24 protein-coding genes are annotated in these 24946 nt (G+C 34.9%); 16 read left to right on the top strand and 8 right to left on the bottom strand.

Annotation, left to right across the window (positions count from 1 at the left end):
• Positions 1 to 39: 39 nt before the first annotated feature.
• The gene (locus tag GWI58_RS16535; RefSeq protein WP_004246421.1) at positions 40 to 855 is read left to right on the top strand and encodes an MIP/aquaporin family protein; all 816 of its coding nucleotides are present in this window, start codon (positions 40 to 42) and stop codon (positions 853 to 855) included.
• A 42-nt stretch (positions 856 to 897) separates the two neighbouring features.
• Positions 898 to 2430: a glycerol kinase GlpK gene (glpK, locus tag GWI58_RS16530; RefSeq protein WP_004246422.1), complete on the top strand. Its 1533-nt coding sequence runs from the start codon at positions 898 to 900 to the stop codon at positions 2428 to 2430.
• 109 nt (positions 2431 to 2539) lie between these two features.
• Here glpK and emrD read toward each other — a convergent pair whose 3' ends face one another.
• Positions 2540 to 3724, bottom strand: a complete 1185-nt coding sequence (gene emrD / locus GWI58_RS16525; protein WP_004246423.1) for a multidrug efflux MFS transporter EmrD — start codon at positions 3722 to 3724, stop codon at positions 2540 to 2542.
• 338 nt (positions 3725 to 4062) lie between these two features.
• Here emrD and fpr point away from each other — a divergent pair, with 338 nt between their 5' ends.
• The gene (gene fpr / locus GWI58_RS16520; protein ID WP_004249898.1) at positions 4063 to 4809 is read left to right on the top strand and encodes a ferredoxin--NADP(+) reductase; all 747 of its coding nucleotides are present in this window, start codon (positions 4063 to 4065) and stop codon (positions 4807 to 4809) included.
• A gap of 60 nt (positions 4810 to 4869) precedes the next feature.
• On the opposite strand, the gene GWI58_RS16515 is transcribed toward fpr, so the two are convergent.
• On the bottom strand, positions 4870 to 5298 hold the full coding sequence (locus tag GWI58_RS16515; protein WP_161769399.1) for a DUF805 domain-containing protein: 429 nt from the start codon (positions 5296 to 5298) through the stop codon (positions 4870 to 4872).
• A gap of 111 nt (positions 5299 to 5409) precedes the next feature.
• On the opposite strand from GWI58_RS16515, the gene GWI58_RS16510 reads away from it, so the two are divergent.
• Together GWI58_RS16510 and tpiA are read left to right on the top strand one after the other, a co-directional pair.
• On the top strand, positions 5410 to 6045 hold the full coding sequence (locus GWI58_RS16510; RefSeq protein ID WP_161769398.1) for a DUF1454 family protein: 636 nt from the start codon (positions 5410 to 5412) through the stop codon (positions 6043 to 6045).
• Positions 6046 to 6151: 106 nt separating this feature from the next.
• Positions 6152 to 6922 (top strand): triose-phosphate isomerase, encoded by a 771-nt coding sequence (gene tpiA / locus GWI58_RS16505; RefSeq protein ID WP_004249716.1) that lies wholly within the window; start codon positions 6152 to 6154, stop codon positions 6920 to 6922.
• A 95-nt stretch (positions 6923 to 7017) separates the two neighbouring features.
• Here the strand turns inward: tpiA and GWI58_RS16500 are convergent, their stop codons facing one another.
• Entirely contained in the window at positions 7018 to 8022 is a 1005-nt protein-coding gene (locus GWI58_RS16500) for a sulfate ABC transporter substrate-binding protein (protein WP_107034235.1), read from the bottom strand.
• Positions 8023 to 8315: 293 nt separating this feature from the next.
• Positions 8316 to 9293: a 6-phosphofructokinase gene (pfkA, locus tag GWI58_RS16495; RefSeq protein ID WP_161769397.1), complete on the bottom strand. Its 978-nt coding sequence runs from the start codon at positions 9291 to 9293 to the stop codon at positions 8316 to 8318.
• 533 nt (positions 9294 to 9826) lie between these two features.
• On the opposite strand from pfkA, the gene fabG reads away from it, so the two are divergent.
• Entirely contained in the window at positions 9827 to 10582 is a 756-nt protein-coding gene (fabG, locus tag GWI58_RS16490; RefSeq protein WP_004249901.1) for a 3-oxoacyl-ACP reductase FabG, read from the top strand.
• 118 nt (positions 10583 to 10700) lie between these two features.
• Complete coding sequence (locus GWI58_RS16485) at positions 10701 to 11852, top strand: glycosyltransferase (protein ID WP_161769396.1); 1152 nt, start codon at positions 10701 to 10703, stop codon at positions 11850 to 11852.
• 48 nt (positions 11853 to 11900) lie between these two features.
• Here the strand turns inward: GWI58_RS16485 and GWI58_RS16480 are convergent, their stop codons facing one another.
• The 4 genes from GWI58_RS16480 to cpxP form a co-directional block, all read right to left on the bottom strand.
• Positions 11901 to 12962 (bottom strand): glycosyltransferase, encoded by a 1062-nt coding sequence (locus GWI58_RS16480; RefSeq protein WP_161769395.1) that lies wholly within the window; start codon positions 12960 to 12962, stop codon positions 11901 to 11903.
• Between the two features lie 158 nt (positions 12963 to 13120).
• The gene (locus GWI58_RS16475; RefSeq protein WP_012368673.1) at positions 13121 to 13432 is read right to left on the bottom strand and encodes a helix-turn-helix domain-containing protein; all 312 of its coding nucleotides are present in this window, start codon (positions 13430 to 13432) and stop codon (positions 13121 to 13123) included.
• Complete coding sequence (locus GWI58_RS16470) at positions 13425 to 13769, bottom strand: toxin (protein ID WP_161769394.1); 345 nt, start codon at positions 13767 to 13769, stop codon at positions 13425 to 13427. The genes GWI58_RS16475 and GWI58_RS16470 overlap by 8 nt, the downstream gene beginning before the upstream one ends.
• 593 nt (positions 13770 to 14362) lie before the next feature.
• On the bottom strand, positions 14363 to 14929 hold the full coding sequence (gene cpxP, locus GWI58_RS16465) for a cell-envelope stress modulator CpxP (protein WP_161769393.1): 567 nt from the start codon (positions 14927 to 14929) through the stop codon (positions 14363 to 14365).
• A gap of 183 nt (positions 14930 to 15112) precedes the next feature.
• Between cpxP and cpxR the strand changes: the two genes are divergently transcribed.
• From cpxR to GWI58_RS16420, 9 genes are all read left to right on the top strand, one after another.
• Complete coding sequence (cpxR, locus tag GWI58_RS16460) at positions 15113 to 15811, top strand: envelope stress response regulator transcription factor CpxR (protein ID WP_004246432.1); 699 nt, start codon at positions 15113 to 15115, stop codon at positions 15809 to 15811.
• A 12-nt stretch (positions 15812 to 15823) separates the two neighbouring features.
• Positions 15824 to 17215, top strand: coding sequence for an envelope stress sensor histidine kinase CpxA (gene cpxA / locus GWI58_RS16455; RefSeq protein ID WP_017628687.1), 1392 nt, complete (start codon positions 15824 to 15826; stop codon positions 17213 to 17215).
• A gap of 334 nt (positions 17216 to 17549) precedes the next feature.
• On the top strand, positions 17550 to 18746 hold the full coding sequence (locus GWI58_RS16450) for a lipopolysaccharide biosynthesis protein (RefSeq protein ID WP_161769392.1): 1197 nt from the start codon (positions 17550 to 17552) through the stop codon (positions 18744 to 18746).
• Between the two features lie 2 nt (positions 18747 to 18748).
• The gene (locus tag GWI58_RS16445; RefSeq protein WP_161769391.1) at positions 18749 to 19798 is read left to right on the top strand and encodes a glycosyltransferase; all 1050 of its coding nucleotides are present in this window, start codon (positions 18749 to 18751) and stop codon (positions 19796 to 19798) included.
• Positions 19785 to 20324, top strand: a complete 540-nt coding sequence (locus tag GWI58_RS16440) for an acyltransferase (protein WP_202608566.1) — start codon at positions 19785 to 19787, stop codon at positions 20322 to 20324. The genes GWI58_RS16445 and GWI58_RS16440 overlap by 14 nt, the downstream gene beginning before the upstream one ends.
• Positions 20325 to 20826: 502 nt before the next feature.
• A complete protein-coding gene (locus GWI58_RS16435) occupies positions 20827 to 21759 on the top strand; it encodes a hypothetical protein (RefSeq protein WP_161769390.1) in 933 nt (310 codons plus the stop codon).
• Complete coding sequence (locus GWI58_RS16430) at positions 21752 to 22915, top strand: glycosyltransferase (RefSeq protein WP_161769389.1); 1164 nt, start codon at positions 21752 to 21754, stop codon at positions 22913 to 22915. The genes GWI58_RS16435 and GWI58_RS16430 overlap by 8 nt, the downstream gene beginning before the upstream one ends.
• A 31-nt stretch (positions 22916 to 22946) precedes the next feature.
• The gene (locus tag GWI58_RS16425; RefSeq protein WP_161769388.1) at positions 22947 to 23825 is read left to right on the top strand and encodes an ATP-grasp fold amidoligase family protein; all 879 of its coding nucleotides are present in this window, start codon (positions 22947 to 22949) and stop codon (positions 23823 to 23825) included.
• Positions 23818 to 24936 carry a glycosyltransferase family 4 protein gene (locus tag GWI58_RS16420; protein ID WP_442958948.1) on the top strand — a complete coding sequence of 373 codons (1119 nt, stop codon included), beginning with the start codon at positions 23818 to 23820 and terminating at the stop codon, positions 24934 to 24936. The genes GWI58_RS16425 and GWI58_RS16420 overlap by 8 nt, the downstream gene beginning before the upstream one ends.
• Positions 24937 to 24946 lie beyond the last annotated feature (10 nt).

Raw genomic sequence — 24946 nt, 5'->3', positions numbered from 1 at the left:
TACTAACAATTAAAATCACCCTCTTTCAGGATAGAATATATGAGCCAGACGAAAACCTCTCTTATGGGTCAATGCATTTCCGAGTTTATCGGTACTGCATTGCTAGTCTTCTTTGGTCTTGGTTGTGTTGCAGCAGCACGTATCGCAGGCGCTCAACTCGGTCTTTGGGAGATAAGTATTATCTGGGGCTTAGGTGTTGCCTTAGCCGTTTACCTTACTGCGGGTACCTCTGGTGCTCACCTCAACCCGGCGGTCACAGTCGCATTCTGGTTGTTTGCGTGCTTTGAACGTAAAAAAGTTATCCCTTATATTGTTGCACAAATGTTAGGTGGTTTTTTTGCCGCCGCTGTTGTGTACTTTATGTATTACAATTTATTTATCGACTACGAACAGGTCAACGGAATTGTACGAGGATCACAAGAAAGCCTCTTTACTGCGGGCGTCTTCTCTACTTACCCTGCAGCCCAAATCTCTGTGATCCACGCATTTTTTATCGAAGTAATTATTGCCGTTATCCTCGTTGGCTTAATTTTAGCCTTAACAGATGATGGTAACGGTGTACCTCGTGGGCCTTTAGCACCATTACTTATCGGTATTCTGATTGCGGTTATCGGTGGTGCATTTGGCCCATTAACTGGATTCGCCTTAAACCCTGCCCGTGATTTTGGGCCAAAATTAGTCGCATTCTTTGCCGGATGGGGTGATATTGCTTTAACAGGTGGACGCGATATTCCTTATTTCTTAGTCCCACTCATTGCTCCAATGATTGGGGGTATTTTGGGCGCACTTGCTTATCGTAAACTTATTGGCCGTCACTTACCTTGTGATACCTGCAAAATTGAAAACGACAAATAACGATGCAAGCAATATCGTTGATTATGAAAACAGGTTACTAACATGACAACAGAAACAAACAAATCGAATAGTGAAAAAAAATATATCGTTGCTCTGGATCAGGGAACAACCAGTTCACGCGCTGTCGTAATCGATCATGACGCCAACATTGTTAGCATCTCACAACGCGAATTTACCCAAATTTATCCTAAACCCGGCTGGGTTGAGCACGATCCAATGGAAATCTGGGCAACTCAAAGCGCAACGCTAATTGAAGTATTGGCTAAAGAAGACATCCCTTCTGATCATGTTGCCGGTATCGGTATTACCAACCAACGTGAAACGACTATCGTCTGGGAAAAAGAGACCGGTAAACCTATCTATAATGCTATTGTGTGGCAATGTCGCCGTACTGCAGACTTTTGTACTCGCTTAAAAGATCAAGAAGGGGTTGAAGAGTACATTCGTCAAAATACTGGGCTTATGGTTGACCCCTATTTTTCAGGCACCAAATTAAAATGGATCCTCGATAATGTTGAAGGCGCTCGTGAACGAGCAGAAAAAGGAGAGTTACTCTTTGGTACCGTTGATACTTGGTTAGTCTGGAAAATGACACAAGGTCGTGTTCACGTAACAGATTATACCAACGCTTCACGTACTATGTTGTTTAATATTCACTCTTTAGATTGGGATCAAAAAATCCTCGATCTGCTAAATATTCCCCGCAATATGCTACCTAAAGTGGTGCCTTCTTCTGAAGTTTATGGTCAAACCAACATTGGTGGTAAAGGTGGTACACGTATTCCTATCGCCGGTATGGCTGGTGACCAACAAGCGGCACTCTATGGTCAGCTCTGTGTACAAAGCGGTATGGCAAAAAACACCTACGGAACAGGCTGCTTCTTGCTGATGAATACAGGTAAAGAAGCCGTACGCTCTAACCACGGTCTATTAACCACTATCTGCTGTGGCCCACGTGGTGAAGTAAACTATGCCTTAGAAGGTGCGGTCTTCGTCGGTGGTGCTTCCATTCAGTGGCTACGTGATGAGCTAAAATTAATTGATGAAGCAACTGACTCAGAATACTTTGCCACTAAAGTTAATGACACCAACGGTGTTTATGTCGTACCTGCATTTACTGGCTTAGGTGCACCTTATTGGGATCCGTATGCCCGTGGCGCTATCTTCGGTTTAACCCGTGGCGCTAACCGTAATCATATTATTCGAGCTACTTTAGAATCTATCGCTTATCAAACCCGCGATGTCCTTGATGCGATGCAAGCAGACTCCGGAGCACGCTTACAAGCACTACGTGTAGATGGTGGTGCCGTTGCCAATAACTTCTTAATGCAGTTCCAATCTGACATCTTAGGTACCCGTGTTGAACGTCCTGTGGTACGTGAAAGTACTGCGTTAGGGGCTGCGTTCCTTGCAGGCCTTGCGGTAGGTTTCTGGTCTGATCTGGAAGAGGTAAAAAATAAAGCTGAGATTGATAAAGAGTTCCGCCCAGGTATTGAAACCACAGAGCGTAATTATCGTTATAACGGCTGGAAAAAAGCGGTTGCCCGTGCACAAGAATGGGAAGATCGCGGTTAATCGCTAATCCCCCCGATGAGAGAGAAGTCGCCTAGGCGACATAAAACAAATGCCGATAGTAGGTATTACACTATCGGCATTTTTATTGGCGAAAACTTAAAGGTAGTCATTAAACCGTATTCTGCTGATGACTAAAACGGTGTGATAACGGGATCCAACACAACATAATAGCCACTGACATAATAAACATAATCATTCCTAAGCTAAATTGATTATGTTGTGGCAATAGTGCAGAGAACCACGTTGCTATCCCTGAGCCAACATTTTGCAATCCGCCCACCAACGCACCAGCCGCTCCGGCTAAATAAGGGAATGGCTCCATCGCCCCTGTCGTTGCCAGCGGAAATAGCATCCCAGCGCCAAAGAAAAACAGGGCAGCGGGCACCAGTAAAGTCCAAATATTAATAATATTCAGCCAGCCGGGAAGCCACATTAAAATACCAGCGGCGACACAGCAAAATACGGAGTGCCACATCAATTGCACAAAGGTTTTACCTTCACGCCCTGCGTACCACGCACCAAAGAAGGCCGCGGGAATAGGTAAAATAAATAGAATACTGATAGTAATACTATTTAAACCCAACACGCCTCCCATCAACACACCGCTGGAAGCTTCAAATACGGCAATACCTGATAATGCACAAATCAACATGATCAAAAAGGCACTAAAAGTACTGTTAGACAGCAATAAATAAAAAGATGACAACATACTGCGTCTTTCAGCCTGTACAGGTCGGGTTTCTGGCATCCAGTGATACATACTAAAGAGTACACTTCCTCCTAATAATAATAGGAAGATATAACAGGCATGCCAGCCAAAGAAGTGCGCCACCACCCCACCGATCATCGGCGCTAATAGTGGGCTGACTAACACCCCCATATTTAATAAGCTATTGGCATAGCGTAACGCAGTACCAGTATAGAGATCACGAGGCTGAGTACGGGTCATTACCCCTGCTACCCCAGTCCCCATTCCTTGTAAGGTACTGGCGATCACTAAGGTAGTTAAGTTCTGTGAAAAAATAGCCACGATGGTCGCTAAACAGAAAATACTCATCCCCACTAAAATAACCGGACGACGCCCTACTCGGTCAGAAATAGGGCCATAAATTAATTGTGAAAAACCATAAGAAAACAGATATGCGCCCATTACTTGCTGTACAGCACCTGTTGGCTCACCAAAATAGACAGCCATATCAGCAATCACAGGAACATAAATCGTCTGTGTCATTTGACCGACAGCAACCAGTGCAATAATCAGTAATAACAGATTTGCATGTTCTAACTTTCTCATTTCTTTTCTTTGCTCAGAAATTAAAAATTAACCGATTAACGGACAGGAAAGTGCTACAGAGCTTTGATAAAATAAACTCTGCAAAATGCACTTGCGCTAAATAATGAGACTAAGGTAACAAATCTAGCAAAATTTGCGAAGTAGTCAGCCATTTTTATCTCGCCAACGATGTCAGTGAAAAACACCATCGTTGTCAATATAAATGTACATTTTGTATTAACGATTAACGAAACTACAGATTAATATCGCCATCACATCATCTTGATAAATAAAAACGCCCTTCCTCTTTAGAATAAATTATCAACATAAGCGCTTTCCTAAAAAGGAGATAAGAGATTATGGCAAATTGGGTCACTGGAAAAGTCATTCAAGTTAGGCATTGGACAGATACATTAATCAGTTTGGTTGTACACGCCCCTATCGATAAGTTTACAGCAGGTCAATTTGCCAAACTGGCACTCGAAATTGACGGTGAACGTATACAGCGCGCCTACTCTTATGTTAACTCCCCGCAAGATCCCAACTTAGAGTTCTATCTAGTCACTGTACCTGAAGGTAAACTCAGCCCACGCTTAGCGGCGTTAACTGTTGGTGATGAACTCTTAGTGACAGAACAAGCCAGTGGCTTTTTTGTTTTAGAAGAGGTGCCTAGCGCGAATACCTTATGGATGTTATCAACAGGTACGGCGATCGGGCCATTTCTCTCTATTTTACAACTTGGTGATGATCTCGACCGTTTCGAAAATATTGTTTTAGTCCATGCAGTACGCTACGCCCGTGATTTAAGCTATCTACCATTAATGGAGCAGTTAGCTGAACGCTACCAAGGGAAACTGCGTATCCAAACTATTGTCAGCCGTGAAAACCATATAGGCTCACTAACCGGACGCATTCCAGCATTAATTGAAAGTGGTGCATTAGAAAAAACCGTAGGATTAACCATTTCCCCAGAAGAGAGCCATATTATGCTATGTGGTAATCCAGAAATGGTAAGAGACACGCAACAGTTACTGAAAACACAGCGTGATATGAGAAAACATTTACGCCGTAAACCGGGACATATCACCAGTGAACAGTATTGGTAATGATAACATCAGGGCTGAATAGCACTTTATTCAGCCCTGACTGTTTAGCAGTTACACACTTTAACGAAAAATTGAGTAGTCAACCTTTTCAGTCGTGGCACCAAAATAGTTTTCTCCTTGGGTGCCAATAAACACCCCACAATCTAACAACATGATCATCATAATAAATGAAGGGAGAAAACGACCTATCGCCCACTGCCAAAAGGGCTCTAAACTACTGGTATCAGTCAATCCTAGCATCACCGCCAGCAACAATAATAACAGCCATGCACCAGGTTTATTTCTATCGTGAAGTCGCTTAGTAAAAATGGCACATAACGGATATAAAATAGCCAGCGAAATTATCCCCACCAGCACAGCAGGCAATGCATAGTGCTGATTAACTGTATATAGCCCGCAAAACAGCACAAAACAGAGTGCAAAACCCGCCCAAAAGTCACGGCGTCCAATTCGCCCTTTGAATGAAAAGGCCCAATGTTGTAAGGTCATTAATAATTTCTCAATATAGACTTATTTTAGTGAATTAAGCTGTCCATTTAACATCAAATAATACAGAGTGATTTTATAATATTCTATCGCACAACAGACCAAGGAGGACAGATGATAAAAAAAAGCACGCTTACTCAGTTAGCGCTTATCATAATAAGCATTGCTTTATCTTTGCCAACCCTTGCTATGGCAGCGTCGCCCTCTATTGCTCATCAACCCCCAACTAAAGATGATATTCTTTACCTTAAACAGGATGCCCCTGTTTTTGAAACCACCATTCCGGAGATAAGAGCTAAATTCAATCAAAATAATGCGACGTTATTTCTCAATGAATATAAAATTATCACCAACAACGATATTACTATTCCGTTAGTCAGGGCCGCGACACGGATAACCCCTTATTTATACTCATCAGCCGTATTAGAGCGTGGCAGTGAAAAAATTAAGAGTCTACAGATCACCCTGATCCATACACTTGATACGCCACAAATCGAAAAAGAGCATCAAGATACTGCAATGCGCTATATCACTGCATTAGTGACACAGTTTGATCCCTCCATTAATGCAACGCAAATTCAAGAGGTGCTCAATTTATTTGCTGTTAAACAAGATGTGCCTGCTTATATTAGCCATAATGTCGGTGCTATTCGCTATATTATTGCCCACGAGGACAATCAACTAACGACCTTTGCCATTGAACCGATTAAGCTTTCACTTAATAGCAATATCGATTCAGCTATTCCGTGATAAAAAACAAAGCTATTCTATTCAATGTTCTCTATACTGTTGTGCATCAACAGAATTTGAGTTTATCGATAAATTAAATTTAAACCACTCGGTTGGAGGAAAAGTTATGCGCCATCCATTAGTCATGGGTAACTGGAAACTTAACGGCAGCATTCATATGGTTCATGAATTAATCGCTGCATTACGTAAAGAAATCAGCGGTGTTGCTGGATGTGATGTTGCTATTGCACCACCAACAGTTTATCTGTGCCAAGCTCGTCATGAAATCGGTGGAAGCCGTATTGCGTTAGGTGCCCAAGATACCGGTGTTAACTTATCTGGTGCTTTCACTGGCGAAACTTCCCCAGAAATGCTGAAAAACGTTGATGTTAAATACGTGATCATCGGTCACTCTGAACGTCGCACTTACCATAAAGAATCTGATGAATTTATCGCACAAAAATTTGGTGTGTTAAAAGAGTTAGGCTTAACACCTGTGTTATGTATCGGTGAAACAGAAGCAGAAAACGAAGCTGGTAAAACGCAAGAAGTGTGTGCACGTCAAATCGACGCTATTTTAAATGCACATGGTGCACAAGCATTCAAAGATGCAGTGATCGCTTATGAACCTATTTGGGCGATTGGTACAGGTAAATCAGCAACGCCTGCACAAGCACAGGCTGTACATAAATTTATTCGTGATCATATCGCTAAACAAGATGCGGCTATCGCTGAACAAGTCATTATCCAATACGGCGGTTCAGTCAACGATAAAAACGCAGCAGAGCTATTTAGCCAACCAGATATCGACGGTGCATTAGTCGGTGGCGCATCACTGAAAGCAGATGCCTTTGCCGTTATCGTGAAAGCTGCGGCAGAAGCGAAAGCGAAAAAATAACTTTGATAGTAACTCGTTATTTTTCTAAGAAATAACTATCGCGAAAATCACCTTACTGCGTCTTAACAGAAGGTGATTTTTTTATGCATTACTCGCTAATCACGTCGGCTGATTTCATCAAATACTCCCCCGGTGGCAAAATGGGTTTGTTGCGCTGATTGCCAATCGCCAAAAAGCTCATCAACAGTAAACAATTGCAGGGTTGGAAAACGTTTTTGATATTTCTCAGCAATGCTTTTATCTCTTGGACGATAATAGTTTTTAGCAGCAATTTCTTGCCCTTGAGGTGAATAAAGATACTCTAAATAAGCGCTTGCCACTTCCCGCGTACCTCGCTTATCAACCACTTTATCCACTACAGAGACGGTTGGCTCTGCCAAAATCGACACTGAAGGTGTAACTATTTCAAACTTATCTGTGCCTAACTCATTGATCGCCAATAGCGCTTCATTTTCCCATGCAATTAACACATCACCAATACCACGCTCCACAAAAGTATTTGTCGCGCCTCTCGCGCCTGAGTCTAATACTTCAACCTGTTGATACAGTGACTTTACAAAGGCTTTCGCTTTTTCACTGTCTTGCTGATTGGCCTTTAATCCATATCCCCATGCAGCCAGATAATTCCATCTTGCCCCACCGGAGGTTTTAGGGTTAGGCGTGATAATCGATACACCGGGTTTAATTAAAGAGTCCCAGTCAGTTATCTGTTTGGGATTACCTTTTCTCACTAAAAAAACAATGGTTGAGGTATAAGGTGCTGAGTTATCCGGTAAGCGGGTGATCCACTGCTTATCTATACGCCCTCTTTGTGCAATGGCATCAATATCATAAGCTAATGCGAGGGTGACAATATCCGCTTCAATACCATTAATTACGGCGGTTGCCTGTTTACCGGAGCCGCCATGAGATTGACGAATAGTCACATGATCGCCGGTTTTTTGTTGCCAATATTGACTAAATGCTTGGTTATATTGTTGATAAAGCTCTCGAGTCGGATCGTAAGAGACATTTAACAACTGAATATCCTTCGCCCAAATGCTTTGTGTAAACAGTGCCGTCAGCACTAGCGTTGTCAATAATCCCCATCGTTTTAACATCGTTATCTACCCCTATCCTATTTCTAGTTGGTTTATTTATTCTGTTTAACTAGGCTGACAGAAAGATTTATAACGATGAAATAATAAAAAACAGACTGTTATACGTAACAGCTATATAGTTGAGAAAACGGGGACTCACACAGTCATTACCCATCAGATAAGAGGAAGAAAGCAGGTAGAATGAAATGTTTTCACTCGGGAAGCTGTTCTGATACAAGCTGATATTGCATCAGAACAGTCCACGAATAAGGATATAACTCAGAAAGGCTCTGGTAATAGAGTAAAACTATGGCTTAATACAATTTTTTCGCAATTTCATACCAATCGGCTTTAAAGACACGTTTCATATTCATAACCGCATCAATAATATCATGGTGAACCAGTTTCTCATTTTGGATCCCTACACAACGACCACCATAACCTTCTAGTAGCAGTTGTACCGAGTAAGCACCCATACGAGAGGCTAAAATACGATCGTAAGCAACCGGAGAGCCACCACGTTGAATATGGCCTAATACAGTGGCACGGGTTTCATGTTTGGTTTCTGCTTCAATAAAACGTGCCAGCTCATGGACATCACACACATGTTCAGTAATTGCCACGATAGCATGACGTTTACCACGCTCAATACCCGCTTTAATTTCTGCTAATAATTCATCACGATCAAAAGGTAATTCGGATTCAGGCAATACTACGAACTCACAACCACCCGCAATAGCAGCGGATAAGGTTAAATCACCACAATAACGTCCCATTACTTCAACGATAGAGATACGTTTATGCGATGTAGAGGTATCACGTAAGCGGTCAATCGCTTCTACCGCAGTTTCTAACGCCGTGAAATAACCAATAGTGTAATCAGTACCCGCAACGTCATTATCAATGGTGCCCGGTAAACCAATACATGGGAAACCCGCTTCAGTTAATTTTTTCGCCCCCAGATAAGAGCCATCTCCCCCGATAACCACCAGTGCATCTAACTCATTTTGCTTCATATTTTCAATAGCAACGGCACGAACATTATCTTCGCGAAATTCTGGGAAACGCGCTGAGCCTAAAAAGGTACCACCACGGTTGATCATATCTGACACACTAAAGCGATCGAGTTTTTTCATACGGTTTTCATATAAGCCCATATAGCCATCAAAAATACCGTACACTTCTAAACCTTCGCTGAGTGCTGCACGGACAACACCACGGATCGCAGCATTCATACCCGGTGCATCACCACCACTTGTTAAAACCCCAATTCTTTTGATCCCATTAACCATGATTACCTCTGATTCTTATTCGATATCATTATTGCAATATATTGTTGGAATAACTGTTATCTTAATACCGGCTTCACGAACGCAATCCACCGATATCTCAAATGCTGAATTGATTCAACAATCCCATTGTACGCATATTTTTTATCACTTCATCATCAACGTACATTTTTTTTTATAAACTTGATACGCATTAAATTAATTGAGTAGCCTGTATAAATACTATACTAGTCTATCGTCTCTATATTACACCGATAAGTTAACACTTTTTATACAGATACTTTACAGCCTTTTGCTATCTATCTCAAAAAACAGTGTGTTAGCCATGTATTGCTATCAACTTATAAAGTGTAATGAGCTTATTGACTGTTTGCTTAACACTTTGCGCGCTGTTATCGATACTTTTGTGTTATTCGGCATAAATAGAAGAAGCGCCCACTCTGCACAATTGTGACTGACGACAAAAATTTTGCGTTAATTTACCGTTTATACAATAAGGCTGATACAGTATAACAAACAGTACAGTAGGAGGTTTTATGTTTGATTTAACGGGTAAAATTGCTTTAGTTTCCGGCGGAGCAAAAGGTATTGGTAAAGGCATTGTTAGCGCATTAAAAAACAGCGGTGCACAGGTTATTATTGCTGATATTGATGATGTAGCAGGTAATGCAACCAAACAAGCACTTGGTGTTGATTTTATGCACCTTGATGTCACCTCTCAAGCAGCCTGTGAACAAGTAGTCAATGATGTTGTTAAACAGTATGGCAAACTCGATATTCTTTGCTCTAATACCGGTATTTTCCCCCAAGCGACAATTAAAGAGATGAGCGAAGCTGATTGGGATAAAATGCATACCGTCAATTTAAAGGGGATGTTTTTCTTAGTAAAAGCAGCTCTTGCGGTAATGGAAAAGCAACAATATGGCCGTGTGATCATCACCTCTTCTATTACAGGCGCCATTACTGGCTATCCGGGCTGGAGCCATTATGGAGCAAGCAAAGCAGGTCAGCTAGGTTTTATGCGTAGTGCTGCACTCGAATATGCACGCCACGGTATTACTATTAATGCCGTTATGCCCGGCAATATTTTAACCGAAGGCTTACAAGCCCAAGGGGAAACATATCTTAATCAAATGAAGGCCTCTATCCCCACCCATACCTTAGGGGAGCCTGAAGATATCGGCTATGCCGCCGCATTCTTTGCCTCTAATGAAGCAAAATATATTACCGGTCAAACCATTATTGTCGATGGCGGCCAGATTTTACCTGAATCTCCAGAGGCGTTGTTGTAATATATTTAAGGGTAGAATAATAACCTACCCTTATTTTTAATTATAATTATATAAATTTTTGAGTTATAACGGCTTAATTGAATTATTGCGTTTTTTAATAAAAAACAGGCTTAGTATCATGAAAATACTTCATTTAATTAATTTACAAGGGTTTGGTGGTGCTGAACGTTTGTTTATTGAATATTTAAAAAATAGCTCATTTCAAAATGAGGTTTTGTGCACCAGTAACTCTTTAAATAAAAACCTGATCCCTGAGCTTAAGCATTTCGATATAAAATACGCTAATAAAATCGCTTCTACTAAAATAAAGTACCCTGCTTTTTTAAGAAAACATGTCTTAACAAAAAAAATAGAAGCAAGTAAAGCCGATGTCACTCTAGTATGGGATTTCGTCCCTAGATTATCTAGAAAACCCAAGAATACTAGCTTAGTCTACTATGATCATGGCTGTTCTTGGCAATATCCTATGAGTAAAAAAACACAAATCTTTTTTGAGATGCTTGATTCTGCCATTGCGGTATCTAAAGCATCTAAAAGAGTAATGGAATTAAGATTTAAACCAAAATTTGATATTAACGTTGTTATCAATAGATTACCTCATATAGCGTATAAAGAATCGCGTACTTTTATTAAACAAAATATAATTACATTAGGTGTGGCCTCTCGACTTGTTGGGTTAAAAGGTATCGGGATTGCAATTATTGCTTTGAAAGAACTAAGAAATAGAAATATTCCAGCAAAACTCATTATTGCAGGAGAAGGAGAACAACGGAGTGATTTAGAAAATCTAGTATCTCAATTAAACCTTGAAAATTCAATTGAGTTTATAGGGTATCAATCAGACATATCTGTTTTTTACTCAAAAATAGACATTTATTTAAGTACGCCAATATTAGAGGCATTTGGCCTATCATGTATAGAAGCCCTATCAAACGGCATTCCAGTTATATTTCCTAAACTAAATGGACAACCCGAAGCAATAAAAGATAAATATTGCGGTATAGGTGTTATACCTACATTATCTATTGATGAATATCATAAATTAACAAATTTAGATATCAACTTCCCCTATAAAGTTTATGATCCTATCTCAGATACATTAATCTTACCAAAATTAATATCTCCACAAAACTGTGCTACGGCTATAATAGAAATAATGAATAATTATACTATCTTTAGCCAAAATGCGATTGAATGGTCAAGAGAAACGACTGATTACAATCTATTTATTAAAGAATTTGAAAGTACGATAAGAGATAGTAAAATATAGCTAAAATATAAATATTAGAATAAAGGATAATAATATCCTTTATTCATATCAACCCAACTTTAATGCAGATAACAAACGATTTGCAAAGTTTTCATCATTAAATTTAATGATAGAATTTTTTATTTCATTATGTGTAGGTAATAAACGCCCATCAATAATACTTTGTAAGTGATTAGCTAAACTATCTACATCCTTTACTGGATACAGCAATCCATTCGATTCAGGTGTTATAATATCTTCAGGACCGGTTGGACAATTAGAACTAATACAAAAAACACCATAAGAAGAAGCTTCACATAGCACCATTGGAAAACCTTCATATGTAGAACTCAGTACTAATGCTGAAGTATATTTAACATTTTTTTTAATATACGACCAAGCATCTTTTTGCCAACCATGCCAGTTGATCTTAGTGGCTATCTTTAATTCTAGTGCTAAGCTTTTTAAAAAATCGGTATCCTTACCATTACCAACAATATCAAGCGTCCAATCACCATTTAATTTAGAAAGTGCGTAAAATAATTCATTAATATTTTTTTGTTCATAAGCAATTATTCTTCCAACATACAAAAACCTAGTATAATTATCTCTTGGTATGGTAATGTTACTTTCTCGTACTGGATTATAAATAGTAAATATTTTTTCTTTATCTATCCCCAAATTATACATCTGTTGTGTAATCCCTGAGCTAATCGATAAATGATAATCAGCTTTATGTAAATAAAGAGACTTATATAAATTATGCAATGAAAAATGTATCCATGAGTAAATGTAAACATTACTTCTGGAAAATTTTCTTGCTAAATTAGCAATATAGCAACACACCGTATCATAAGAGATAATAATATCTGGCTTTTCTTGTTTAAGAATTCTTGCTAACTGAAATGCATAGCTCATTCTTCTTAACTTAGTATTTTTTATCGTAGAGGATAGTCTTCTATATTTACAATTAACTAACCAATCATCATTAACTTTATTATCCCCTTCATTAAAAAAGATAAACTCCGAGTGGATAGCATGCGATGCCAATATATTTATAGATTTTTTAAAAACAGTTTCCATACCGCCAAACCCACCTAAATTATAACCAATAATTAATACTTTTTTCATTATAGAAATAAACCATACTTAAAAATATTTGTTGATTATATTAGAACTCTATAGAGATTACTATTTCAACACGTTATATATATTGCATAAATAGAAGGGCAAAAAAAAGCCCCTCTCCAGAGGGGTTAATTATTCAGTTATCGTTAAACATACCGACATCAAAGTCCTGCTAGCTCAATCAACGTATCCGGTCTTTTTTCAACCATTTTAAGTAGTAAAACCGCTTGTTTATTCGGTTTTACTATCCCTTGCTCCCAGTTTTGTAATGTTGTAACCCCCGTATGTAAATACTGAGCAAAAACAGCTTGAGATAAATTCAATTTTTCACGTACTGCTTTTACTTCTGCTGGCGTCATAGAAAGAGGTTTAACATTAATACGGTGAGTCTTTAGTGTTTTTTTCCCTTCATTAAATTCACTCCACGCATTCATTCCTTCTTGAAGCTCAGAAAAAATATCACGTTTAGTCATGATCCCCCCTTTTTTTAATCATTTCTAACATTGTTCTCAGCTGTTCACGTTGAGTTATTGTTAAATCATCAGCAATGTTTTTACCGTAAATAGTAAATAATAGAAATTGAGATTTTTCCGAATGCCAATAATAGATTATTCGAGTACCACCGCGTTTACCTTTGTTCCTTTTTGGATCAGAAAACCTCACTTTCCGTAAACCGCCAGTATGCTGAATAACATCACCACATAATGGATCTTTTAACAGCATAAACTGAAAATGTCGAAACTCATCATCGGAAAAATAGCTTACTCTATGTCGTTCAAAAGCTGGTAATTCAACAAATATCGCTTTCATACTTGTACCTAAAATGATTATAAATATAATTTTATCCCCATTTTGGGTATAGTCAATTAATAAAATTGTTGAAATGCTTACTGTGATCAAATGATGAAGTAACAAAATTTAGAATTTGTACCTAAGAACAAAGAACAAAACTGACAAAAAAACATTATTACATTTTTATCCTTTCTTTTTTCATAGAGGTTAGACAGAAATAAAAAGTAGGTGGTATTACTTTACCGAGGTATAGTCGCAAGAAACAGGAAAGAAGCCACTAATTTAACCCACTAAAAAGTAAAGAAGAAATTTAGCATTTATAAGCCTTTAAAAATGTCCACAAAGTGTCCACCGACAGCCAAAAACGTCCACTTTCCGTCCACCTTTAAAGACTTTAGTAGACTTTTATTACCCTTAAAGATGAAATCTAACCCTTTGTTTTAAAAAGAATCACAAACAAAAGGGCAAAAAAAAGCCCCTCTCCAGAGGGGCTGCAAAAGACAGGGATGGTGTCTATGGCAAGGAAAAAACTTCGTTGTTGCTACTTACTCTCTAACTAGGTACTGCTTTACTACACTCTTACTACATTACTAAAGGACTTTACTTAATCACTAATTCGCTTTCTCTTGAGTTTGTTGGTTTTGCTGACTAACAGAAGAGACATGCTGTTGATAATTCTTTTCTAACTGCGCTTTTTGCTCTGGGGTTAATAGCTGATACATTTGATTATGAACTTTCGCCATTTCAACTCGGCGCTCTATTACTTGTTTGTCCATATCTTGTATTTGTGCTCTTACCGCCGCTTCATCAAACTTATCCGCGGTAATTAGCTTATGCATATTTTCGTGGCGCTGACGAAAATCACTGTTATTAAAACGGTCTTGATGATGCTGGCGCATTAAATCTCGCATTTGAGTGCGTTGTTGCTCTGTTAATGTAATACCATTAAACATACGCGACTCACCAAAATTATTGTTGCCCATCATATGGCCTCGTTGTCCACGATGACCTCGGTTATCTCGTCCATCATGCATACCGTAACCGTATCCACAATGGTAATTATCATTATACTGTTGTTGCCCAGCAGGCTGATTATTTGTATTTGATGTTTCAGCCATTACTACCGTCGGAGCTACTAAAAACATTGATGCTAGTGCAACCATTGCTACTTTACGCATTGTCCCACTCCTCATTCGGTTATAATACCGACTTATTAATGCTGACCTAAATATGTGTAATTGTTCTCGATGTGGATTACTATACCTTTACGGCTGCAAACTAGCGTCAGAGCGTGTAAAAGAACGTAAAGTCATAGATTCGCGCTATTTATTATCGTATTTTTCTCTTGGAGGAATTGACGAATGCATAAAATCTTATTAGTGGATGACGATCGCGAATTAACCTCGCTATTGAAAGAACTACTTGAAATGGAAGGCTTTAATGTTGTGCTCGCCACTGACGGCGAACAGGCCTTAAAACTTCTGGACGCGTCTATTGACTTGTTATTACTGGATATCATGATGCCACGTAAGAACGGGATCGAGACACTTAAAGAGTTACGCCAAAATTTCCAAACACCGGTCATTATGTTAACGGCAAGAGGCAGCGATCTTGATCGTGTACTTGGCCTAGAGCTGGGAGCAGATGACTATTTACCTAAGCCATTTAACGATAGAGAGCTAGTTGCACGCATTAGAGCTATTTTACGTCGTTCCAACTGGAGTGAACAAAAACAGACCGATGGCAACACCTCACCCATATTGCAAGTTGATAAATTACAACTTAATCCGGGTAGACAAGAGGCCAGCTTTGATAATGAGCCATTAGAGCTAACAGGTACTGAGTTTACGTTACTTTATCTACTTGCTCAGCATTTAGGACAAGTGGTATCGCGCGAGCATCTCAGCCAAGAAGTGTTAGGTAAACGCTTAACACCTTTTGATAGAGCGATTGATATGCATATTTCCAACTTACGCCGTAAGTTACCGGAAAGAACAGATGGGCAGCCTTGGTTTAAAACATTACGTGGCCGTGGTTATCTTATGGTTTCAATAACTTAATAAAAAATCTTTATGATAAACAGTTTGTCAGCGCGTATATTCGCCATATTTTGGCTGACACTAGCATTAGTTCTGGTGCTAGTTATGATGGTACCCAAGCTGGACTCGCGCCAGCTTACCACTTTACTTGAAAGTGAATACCGTCAAGGTGTTATGCTAGAGCAACATATAGAAGCCGAACTAGCGCAAGATCCGGCTAACGATCTGCTATGGTGGCGGCGATTAATTCGCGCCATTGATAAATGGGCGCCGCCAGGTCAACGTCTTATTATTGTTACCAGTGAAGGACGCATTATTGGTGCTCAACGTAATGAGATACAAGTTGTCAGAAACTTTATGGGACAATCTGATAACGCAGACCACCCGAAAAAGAAAAAATATGGCCGCTCTGAGATGTTAGGCCCTTTTTCCATTCGAGATGGTGAAGATCACTATCAACTTTACTTAGTGCGCCCATCAAGTAGTCCACAATCTGACTTTATCAATTTATTATTTGATAAACCGCTTTTATTACTGATATTCACCATGCTTATCAGTACACCGCTACTGGTTTGGCTCTCTTGGAGCTTGGCAAAACCGGCACGAAAGCTTAAAAATGCGGCGGATGATGTAGCAAAAGGTAATCTGCGCCCTCACCCTGAGCTGGAAACCGGCCCACAAGAATTTTTAGCGGCAGGCACCAGTTTTAATCAGATGATCAGTGCATTAGAGCGTATGGTTGAAGCGCAACAGCGATTGATTTCTGATATCTCCCATGAATTGCGCACACCGTTAACTCGTTTACAGCTCGCCAGTGCATTGCTACGCCGTCGTAGCGGGGAAAGTAAAGAGCTAGAGCGTATTGAAACGGAAACACAGCGGCTAGATAGCATGATCAATGACTTATTAGTGCTTTCTCGCAACCAGTATAAAAATGAGTTATTACGTGAAACCGTAAAAGCGAATGAGCTTTGGAATGATATTTTAGATAATGCGAAATTTGAGGCTGAACAGAGCAATAAAACCCTAACAGTAACTGCCCCACCAGGCCCATGGACGATTTATTGCAATCCTTATTCATTAGCGAGTGCCTTTGAAAATATCGTTCGCAATGCCTTGCGTTATTCACATTCTCGTATTGAAGTGGCCTTTACCGAGCAAAATCAGGGTATCACTATTATTGTTGATGATGATGGCCCAGGGGTTAGCCCAGAAGATCGCGAGCATATTTTCCGACCTTTTTATCGTACGGACGAAGCACGTGATAGAGAATCCGGCGGTACAGGGCTGGGACTAGCAATTGTTGAAACCGCAATTAGTCAACATCGAGGCCATGTAAAAGCTGACGATAGCCCATTAGGGGGATTAAGAGTGGAGATTTGGTTGCCTAGGGGGAGTGTGGTAAATAAATCACAACACGCTTAATTCAGTAATAAAATTACTATATTAAATTATTCTGCCATCTATTGAAGAATAGGTGGCATATTCTTTTTATTCACATCTTTGTAGATATTTCAGAATGATCTTGCTAAATCAGTCGATATTCCGATACTTATATATACCTAATCAATGTTAGAATAGCCATCAATTGCTTGACCCGCTGGTTTGAAGAGTCTAATCTCAAAGCGGTTTTGCATACTGTTAAAGTATGCTTATATAACAAAACTCTTATATTACAGATAGATAAGAGATTTTCGAGAAAATTTTGGCGCTCTGGGGGCCGTAAACCCAGTGCGGTAGCTATGATTATAAATATTTTATGTTTTTATTGAAAAATACGTCTTATACATTAGTAGGTAATGTAATATTTGCATTATCTCAATGGTTAATTCTTATAATATTAAATAAATTTGGTAATAGCACAGATGTAGGTATATTTACTTATTCTTTAGCAATTACTACCCCCATTTTTTTATTAAGTCAATGTGGACTTCGTTCATATTTAGTAGTTGATATAAAAAAAGCTTTTCATTTTAAAATTTATTTAAACTTAAGAATATTACTTTCTATTATAGCTCTAAGTATTATATTTTTTATATGTTTTTTCATTGAAAATGATAAAACCAGATATTCTGTTTTATTAGTCAGTCTGTTTAAATTATTTGATTCTATTTTTGATATATATTATGGTTCTTATCAAAGAAATTTTTTAATGAAAAGAATCGCAATCTCAAGAATAATACGAGCCATATTAAATATAATATTCTTTTTAATAATATATTTATATAGTAAAAATCTGATATACTCATTATTTGGTTATTCTATCAGCGCAATATTATGTTATTATTTTTATGATTTTAGATATAAAGAAGATACGTTATCATATATAAATGAATTTAAATCTTATAATTTACTATTACTATCAGCTCTTCCTTTAGGACTAACAGCTGTATTTATATCATTAAATTCGAGCATCCCAAGAATAATACTAGAAAATAAAACAACTCTAACTGAAATAGGCGCATTTAGTAGTTTTTTCTACCTTTTACAGATTGCCCAAATTATCATTCAATCATTATGCCAAACTTACTCTCCGCATATATCGAGATTACACATTGAAAAAGATAAAAAAAATCTACAAAAAAGCATAATAAATTTATTAACATTAACTTTATTTATATCTATTTCTTATATTGCATCTTCTCTTATATTAAAAGATCTCATTTTTTCATTACTATTTAATAAAGATTTTTATGCATTTCACAAGACTTATGATTATATAACCTATTATTCACCACTATTATTTTTTATGATAGCTCTTGGAAATATTTCAACAGCCTTAAAGAAAATAAAGCTACAACCTTATATTTTCTTTTTTTCAACATTGTTGATTCTACCTTTATCCATCATATGCATCAGTAAGTATAATCTAAATGGTGCAATATTAGCGATTAGTATTTCTTCTTTAATAACGATATGTTTAATAATTAGTTATATCAATTCAAAGATAAAATAATTATGAATCAGAAAAAAAAAGTATTACATATAATATCATCACTAAATATTGGTGGTACTCAAGTTCTCCTAAGAGATTTATTAAAAACCACAAGTTTTTCTAATTATCAACATTACTTTCTTGTAGAAGAATCAAGTGGTTTTCTTGATAATGAAATAATTAAATTAGGTGGAGAAATCATTAGAGTAAAAAAAATAAAAAAAACAACATTTATATATTATATATATAATCTTATACGTATAATAAAAATAAAAAAAATAGATATCGTTCATTCTCATGTATCTTATTTCTCTGGCATTAACATTTTTATTTCTTTCTTATATAACGTTAAAATTAGAATATCGCATGCACACAGTATGAGTAAAAAAAATAATAAATACACATCACTAATGCGTCTTTTAATTAATAAATTTTCCACACAAAAAATAGCATGTTCGCACGAAACTGGGATATCAATCTTTGGTAGCAAAACTGATTTTACTATCATAAAGAATGGAATATTTTTAAATAAGAGAAACATAAAACAAGAAAACAACATATCCCCATTAATTATAGGCCATATTGCTAGATTAGTTCCCGAAAAGAACCAAAAATTTTTAATTGATTTAATTAGTAAGAAAAATAATAGTGAATTACATATTATTGGCGATGGTCCATTAAAAAATGAACTAATCGAATATTCACAAAAAATAGGTGTATCAGATAGGGTATATTTTCATGGCGTATCAAGATATCCATTTAAAGATATAGGTAAATATAAATGTAATGTTATGATATATCCATCAATTAGAGAAGGTTTTGGAATAAGTATCATTGAATCACAATATTATGGATTTCCAACTGTTATATCAAATAATGTTCCTAAAGAAGCAATTGTAATACCAAGCTTAGTAAAAACTATATCATTAGAAAATAGCGATATTGATATAGATACTTTCTTAACAAAAAATAAAAAAATATCTCAAACTATTATAGATGAATATTTTATTAATAAAGAATGTGATATAAAATATACTGCCAATAAAATAGGTTCGATCTATGAAAGTAAATAACATAATTTTAAAATTATATAAAATATCATTTACATTTATTCAAATGATAATAGAAAATATAAAAATAAATCCTTTTCGATCTCATATTCATGGATATATATCTAATATAAACGGTTTATGTATTATTAAATCAGGATTAAGAAATAAACGAAACTTAAATATCAGTATTAATAAAGGCAGTTTAATTATAAAAGAAAATGTGTTCTTTAATAATAATTGTTCGATTAACGTCAGAAAATCAATAAAAATAGGGAAAAACACTATATTTGGAGAAGGAGTTAAGTTATATGATCATGACCATGATTATTCAAAAGGAATTAATCATCTTCGCTCTTCATTCATTACAGCTCCAATAGTTATCGGAGACAATGTTTGGATAGGCTCTAATACTATTATATTAAAAGGTGTTACCATAGGTAATAATTGTATTATAGCAGCAGGATCTATTATTACAAAAAACGTATCTGATAATACAATAATCATACAGAAAAGAACTTCTGAATATCATCTCACTAGTGAAAATTAAGATCAAGATAATGAGAAACTTAATAATTTCTATACTAATCAATACGTTGCTATTTGGTTTTTTCATAATCTTAAACTTAAACAGCTTGGATTACTATATAATTCCTTTATATGTAACAAGTATTATAATAGTATATTATATAATTCCCGGATTTATATATAAAGATTTTTTCTCGCCTACTTTTATTATTTCTTTAACTATCTATCATTTATTTATCATAGCTCCTTTATTACATATTAATTTTAATTTTTATTATATGTTTTTCTTTAAGAAATATGATGTATGGAAATCCTATTATAATAACTGGGCTTCTCTAAATTTAATCGGAGTAATTTTATTTTACTTCTCTTTGCATTTATTTAATAAGATAAAACCTCTTATAAAAAGTAAGAAAAAAAACATTTATGATATCAGAACAGCCCCTTTTTATTTTATTACAATCTTATTTTTGTTATTCTCTTTGGTAATACAATTATATGTCTACTATAAATTCGGGGGTGTTTTGGGCTATATCAAAGCTAAAGAGACTATTGGTCCCGATGCTTTTAAGGGATTGGGAAAATTTGCCATTATAGCCGAATCATTTCCGATTATATTTATGTTCTTAGCTGTTTTTTATTATCGGAATAAAAAATTACCATGGGTAAACATATTTATATTAATGTTTATTTTTATACTACTGAAAATATTATTTGGCGGTTTATCTGGCAGTAGAAGCAATACTATATGGGGATTATTTTGGTGTCTAGCTTTAATTCATTTTTTTATCAGAAAATTAAATATAAAATTTATAACTCTATGTACTGTATTTATAATATCATTCATGCTTGTGTATGGTGTTTATAAAAAATACAAAACTGATTTTTTCTATGCAATAGAAAACCATGGAATTAGTTCTAATAATTATTACAATACAGCAACAGATTCTATTTTATTGAAATCTATTTTAACCGATTTCTCACGTGCAGATATTCAATCATTTGCTATATATTCACAATCAGAAGGATATTATAATAAACTTAGATATGGAGAAACCTATATATCTTCATTATTATTATTTATACCAAATTCTTTATTAGATTTAGAAAGGAAAGGAAGCCCTGGTGCTGAATTATTACACCAGCAATATGATAAATCAACAAGCAGAGTATTAGGATTACAAGGTGAATTCATAATTAACTTCCCATATTATTTTTATCCTTTAGTCTTTATTCCTATAGCTTTCTTTATATCTCGCCTTCAAATGATTTATAAAAATAGAACAGAAAAACAATTAGATTTATTAATTCTTCCATTTTTTATTAATATCGGTATTATTTTATTTTTATCTGATAGTGATAATATAGCTTACTTCATTTTGAAGAATGGCTTCATTCCTATGTGTATTTATATATTGTTGAATTTAATTACTTATAAAAAAAAACTTTATGACTAAAAAAATTTGTTTTCTAGATAGCTATCATACAGGTCTTAATGGCGCGCCCAAAAGCATGTTATCTCTGGCTAAAGGACTTTACGAGAAATCATTTAATGTTACTATACTTACAACTAAAAATGACCTTTTATTACAAAAAGCTAGTAATTTAAATCTTAATACTGACTTCATTAACACTCCCCAAGTTTTGCTTAAATCAAGAAAAAATAAGAGTATTTTTTTTAAAATTTCTTATATAATCTCTCTTTTTTATTTTTGGTTTTTACTATTAATAAGTAAAAACCAATACTTTAAAAGATATGATGTAATATGTATTAATGACATTAGATCATTCTTATTATTCTTACCACTTTTAGTTATCTACAAAAAAAAATTAATATGGTATATTAGAATAAATGAAAGAATTAAACTTATTACAAAAACAGCATTAATATTATCAAAAAAAATAATATTAATATCTAAAGATAGTTTTTCAATTTTTAATGAAAATGAAATTAAAAAATATAGTAATAAGTTCTCTATAATTAATACAGGGTTTAATTTCCCATCATTAAAGGAGAAAAATATTTCTCTACATAACCTTCGTGATGACTTGCAGATAGAAAAAAATGATATTGTATTTATAAGTATTGGTTCTATATGTGAAAGAAAAAATCAGTTATCTATTATAAATACTTTTAAAAAACTTCACATTGATAACAAAAAGTTAATACTAATAGGTTCACCAACTTCAGATACTGATAAACTATATGAAGCTTTATTAGATAAAGAAATATTAAAATACGGCCTTAATAGAAATATTATAAAAATTCCCTATAGTGATAATATATTTGATTACTTGAAATTAAGCCATATTTTCCTTTTTGCTAGTAAAAAGGAAGGATTACCTAGAGTTTTAATAGAAGCATTAAGTACTGGATGTTATTTATGCAGTTCAAATGTAGATGGTGTTAATGATATAATTGATAATGATAAAATAGGATTAAAAACAGATATTTCATCTTATGATATTTATTTTGAAGATAGCTTTTTAAATTTAATAAATAATGCATTATGCCATTATTCTAAAGATAAGGAGTTTAGAATAAAATATGTAAGAGAAAAATTTAATTATACTAATTTCATTAACAACTTTATAAAAACTATATTAAGCTAAATAATTTTAATCTTATTGTTAATATAATCATATGAAACATTTAAAAAACACATTCAGAGATATTCTAAGATTTTTTTTAGGTAAAAAAATTTACACTTATATTAGATTTATACTTGTACATAAATATATTCCAAATTTTAAACAGCCATCATCTTTTTCTGAAAAAATAATATTTAGAAAATTATATGATAATCCAAAAAAATATTCCTCTTTTGTAGATAAATATACGGTTAGAAAATATATAGAAAGTAAGATTGGGCCTGATTATTTAATTCCATTACTAAAAGCAAAAAATTTTATAACTCCTTCAGACTTTGATTCATTACCCAATGAATTCGTAATTAAAACAAGTAATGGGGGGGGAGGAGAAAATGTACTAATAGTTAATAATAAAAACAACCTAAACTTAGATGAAATATGTGACAGATTTAACAATTATCTTAAAGTAAAAATTGGAAATAAAATAGACGAATACTTTTATGATATAGAACAACCTATGATATTGTTTGAAAAATTATTACGAGATGATTTTTATGGTTATCCTCCCGATTTTAAAATTCATATATTTAATGGTATAAAGAATAAAAAAATAATTCAAATTGATGAAAGTAGATTTAACCATCATAAAAGAAGTTTATATAACGAAAAAAAAGAAAAACTTCCTTTTAATATACAACCAAAATACGAAGCAGTATCTGATAATTTTTCATGGCCAGTAAATTGGAATGAAATGTTAGATATATCTATGAAATTAGCTGATGATTTTAAATATGTTCGAGTAGATCTTTATAATGTTAATGGTAAAATATTCTTCGGTGAATTAACATTCTGCCATGGTAGTGGTTGGGAACCTATACATCCTAAGAAATATGATTTTTTATTAGGAAAATATTGGCATGAATATGAATAACAAAAAAATAGCAATAACATCAAACACCAGTTGGTATTTATATAACTTTAGAAAAAACACTATAATATCTTTAATAGAAGCTGGATTTAAAGTTTATACTGTTTCACCTATTGATAGTTATTCAAACAAACTAAAAGAATTAGGTGCAGAACATATAAATATCAAAATTGATTCAGCCAGTAAAAATCCTTTGATTGACCTCTATACATTGATTTCATTTTATAAAATATTTAAACAAATTAGATGTAATGCTGTACTCAATTTCACTCCTAAAAATAATATTTATGGAACATTAGCAGCAAAATTAAACAAAATAAAAGTCATCAATAATATTGCAGGTTTAGGTACATTATTTGTAAATGATACTATCAGTTGTAAACTAGCAAGAAATTTATACCGCTATAGCCAAAAATATGCTGATAAAATATTTTTTCAAAATAACGATGACCTTTCATTATTTTTAGAAAAAAAATATGTCGATAACGTACAAGTTGATAGATTGCCTGGTTCAGGTGTTGATTTATCTCGCTTTACATTGTCATTATCAGAATATAAACATAAATTTAGATTTCTATTAGTGGCAAGAATGCTTTATGAAAAAGGGATTACTTTTTATGTTGAAGCTGCACGTATCTTAAAAGAAAGATATGGCGATAAAGTTGAATTTTGTCTTTTAGGATTTGTTGGTGTAAATAATCCTTCAGCAATCACACATAAACAAATGAATAACTGGGTAGCTGAGGGAATTATTAATTATTTAGGTACATCTGATACCGTAGAAAATGAATTAGCCCAAGCAGATTGTATAGTGCTACCTTCTTTTTACCGAGAAGGAGTACCAAAAACATTACTAGAAGCTGGAGCAATGGGAAAACCCATAATCACCACTGATAATGTTGGTTGTCGAGAAACAGTTACTCATGGTTTTAATGGATATATATGTCAACCTAAGTCTGTATCAAGCTTAGTTGATGCCATGGATAGATTTATTAACTTACCCTATGAAAAAAAACTAAAAATGGGTCAAAATAGTAGGCAGAAAATCGAAACTGAATTTGATGAAAGAATAGTCATAAAAAAATATTTAGATGCGTTAAAAGAAATTATGTAACTTTAGGATA

Origin of the sequence: Proteus sp. G2674, from assembly GCF_009915195.1 — a bacterium.
GTDB classification, from domain to species: Bacteria; Pseudomonadota; Gammaproteobacteria; order Enterobacterales; family Enterobacteriaceae; genus Proteus; species Proteus mirabilis.
This window is presented reverse-complemented; position numbering and strand designations above follow the sequence as displayed.

Bases quoted from the DNA above. Each gene is read 5' to 3' on its own strand.
- GWI58_RS16450 (WP_161769392.1), top strand. From the start codon at position 17,550: ATGTTTTTATTGAAAAATACGTCTTATACATTAGTAGGTAATGTAATA.
- GWI58_RS16470 (WP_161769394.1), bottom strand. From the start codon at position 13,769: ATGAAAGCGATATTTGTTGAATTACCAGCTTTTGAACGACATAGAGTA.
- GWI58_RS16485 (WP_161769396.1), top strand. From the start codon at position 10,701: ATGAAAATACTTCATTTAATTAATTTACAAGGGTTTGGTGGTGCTGAA.
- cpxR (WP_004246432.1), top strand. From the start codon at position 15,113: ATGCATAAAATCTTATTAGTGGATGACGATCGCGAATTAACCTCGCTA.
- fabG (WP_004249901.1), top strand. From the start codon at position 9,827: ATGTTTGATTTAACGGGTAAAATTGCTTTAGTTTCCGGCGGAGCAAAA.
- GWI58_RS16475 (WP_012368673.1), bottom strand. From the start codon at position 13,432: ATGACTAAACGTGATATTTTTTCTGAGCTTCAAGAAGGAATGAATGCG.
- GWI58_RS16420 (WP_442958948.1), top strand. From the start codon at position 23,818: ATGAATAACAAAAAAATAGCAATAACATCAAACACCAGTTGGTATTTA.
- GWI58_RS16480 (WP_161769395.1), bottom strand. From the start codon at position 12,962: ATGAAAAAAGTATTAATTATTGGTTATAATTTAGGTGGGTTTGGCGGT.
- tpiA (WP_004249716.1), top strand. From the start codon at position 6,152: ATGCGCCATCCATTAGTCATGGGTAACTGGAAACTTAACGGCAGCATT.
- GWI58_RS16515 (WP_161769399.1), bottom strand. From the start codon at position 5,298: ATGACCTTACAACATTGGGCCTTTTCATTCAAAGGGCGAATTGGACGC.
- emrD (WP_004246423.1), bottom strand. From the start codon at position 3,724: ATGAGAAAGTTAGAACATGCAAATCTGTTATTACTGATTATTGCACTG.
- glpK (WP_004246422.1), top strand. From the start codon at position 898: ATGACAACAGAAACAAACAAATCGAATAGTGAAAAAAAATATATCGTT.
- GWI58_RS16535 (WP_004246421.1), top strand. From the start codon at position 40: ATGAGCCAGACGAAAACCTCTCTTATGGGTCAATGCATTTCCGAGTTT.
- GWI58_RS16425 (WP_161769388.1), top strand. From the start codon at position 22,947: ATGAAACATTTAAAAAACACATTCAGAGATATTCTAAGATTTTTTTTA.
- GWI58_RS16500 (WP_107034235.1), bottom strand. From the start codon at position 8,022: ATGTTAAAACGATGGGGATTATTGACAACGCTAGTGCTGACGGCACTG.
- GWI58_RS16510 (WP_161769398.1), top strand. From the start codon at position 5,410: ATGATAAAAAAAAGCACGCTTACTCAGTTAGCGCTTATCATAATAAGC.
- GWI58_RS16430 (WP_161769389.1), top strand. From the start codon at position 21,752: ATGACTAAAAAAATTTGTTTTCTAGATAGCTATCATACAGGTCTTAAT.
- cpxA (WP_017628687.1), top strand. From the start codon at position 15,824: ATGATAAACAGTTTGTCAGCGCGTATATTCGCCATATTTTGGCTGACA.
- cpxP (WP_161769393.1), bottom strand. From the start codon at position 14,929: ATGCGTAAAGTAGCAATGGTTGCACTAGCATCAATGTTTTTAGTAGCT.
- pfkA (WP_161769397.1), bottom strand. From the start codon at position 9,293: ATGGTTAATGGGATCAAAAGAATTGGGGTTTTAACAAGTGGTGGTGAT.
- GWI58_RS16445 (WP_161769391.1), top strand. From the start codon at position 18,749: ATGAATCAGAAAAAAAAAGTATTACATATAATATCATCACTAAATATT.
- GWI58_RS16440 (WP_202608566.1), top strand. From the start codon at position 19,785: ATGAAAGTAAATAACATAATTTTAAAATTATATAAAATATCATTTACA.
- fpr (WP_004249898.1), top strand. From the start codon at position 4,063: ATGGCAAATTGGGTCACTGGAAAAGTCATTCAAGTTAGGCATTGGACA.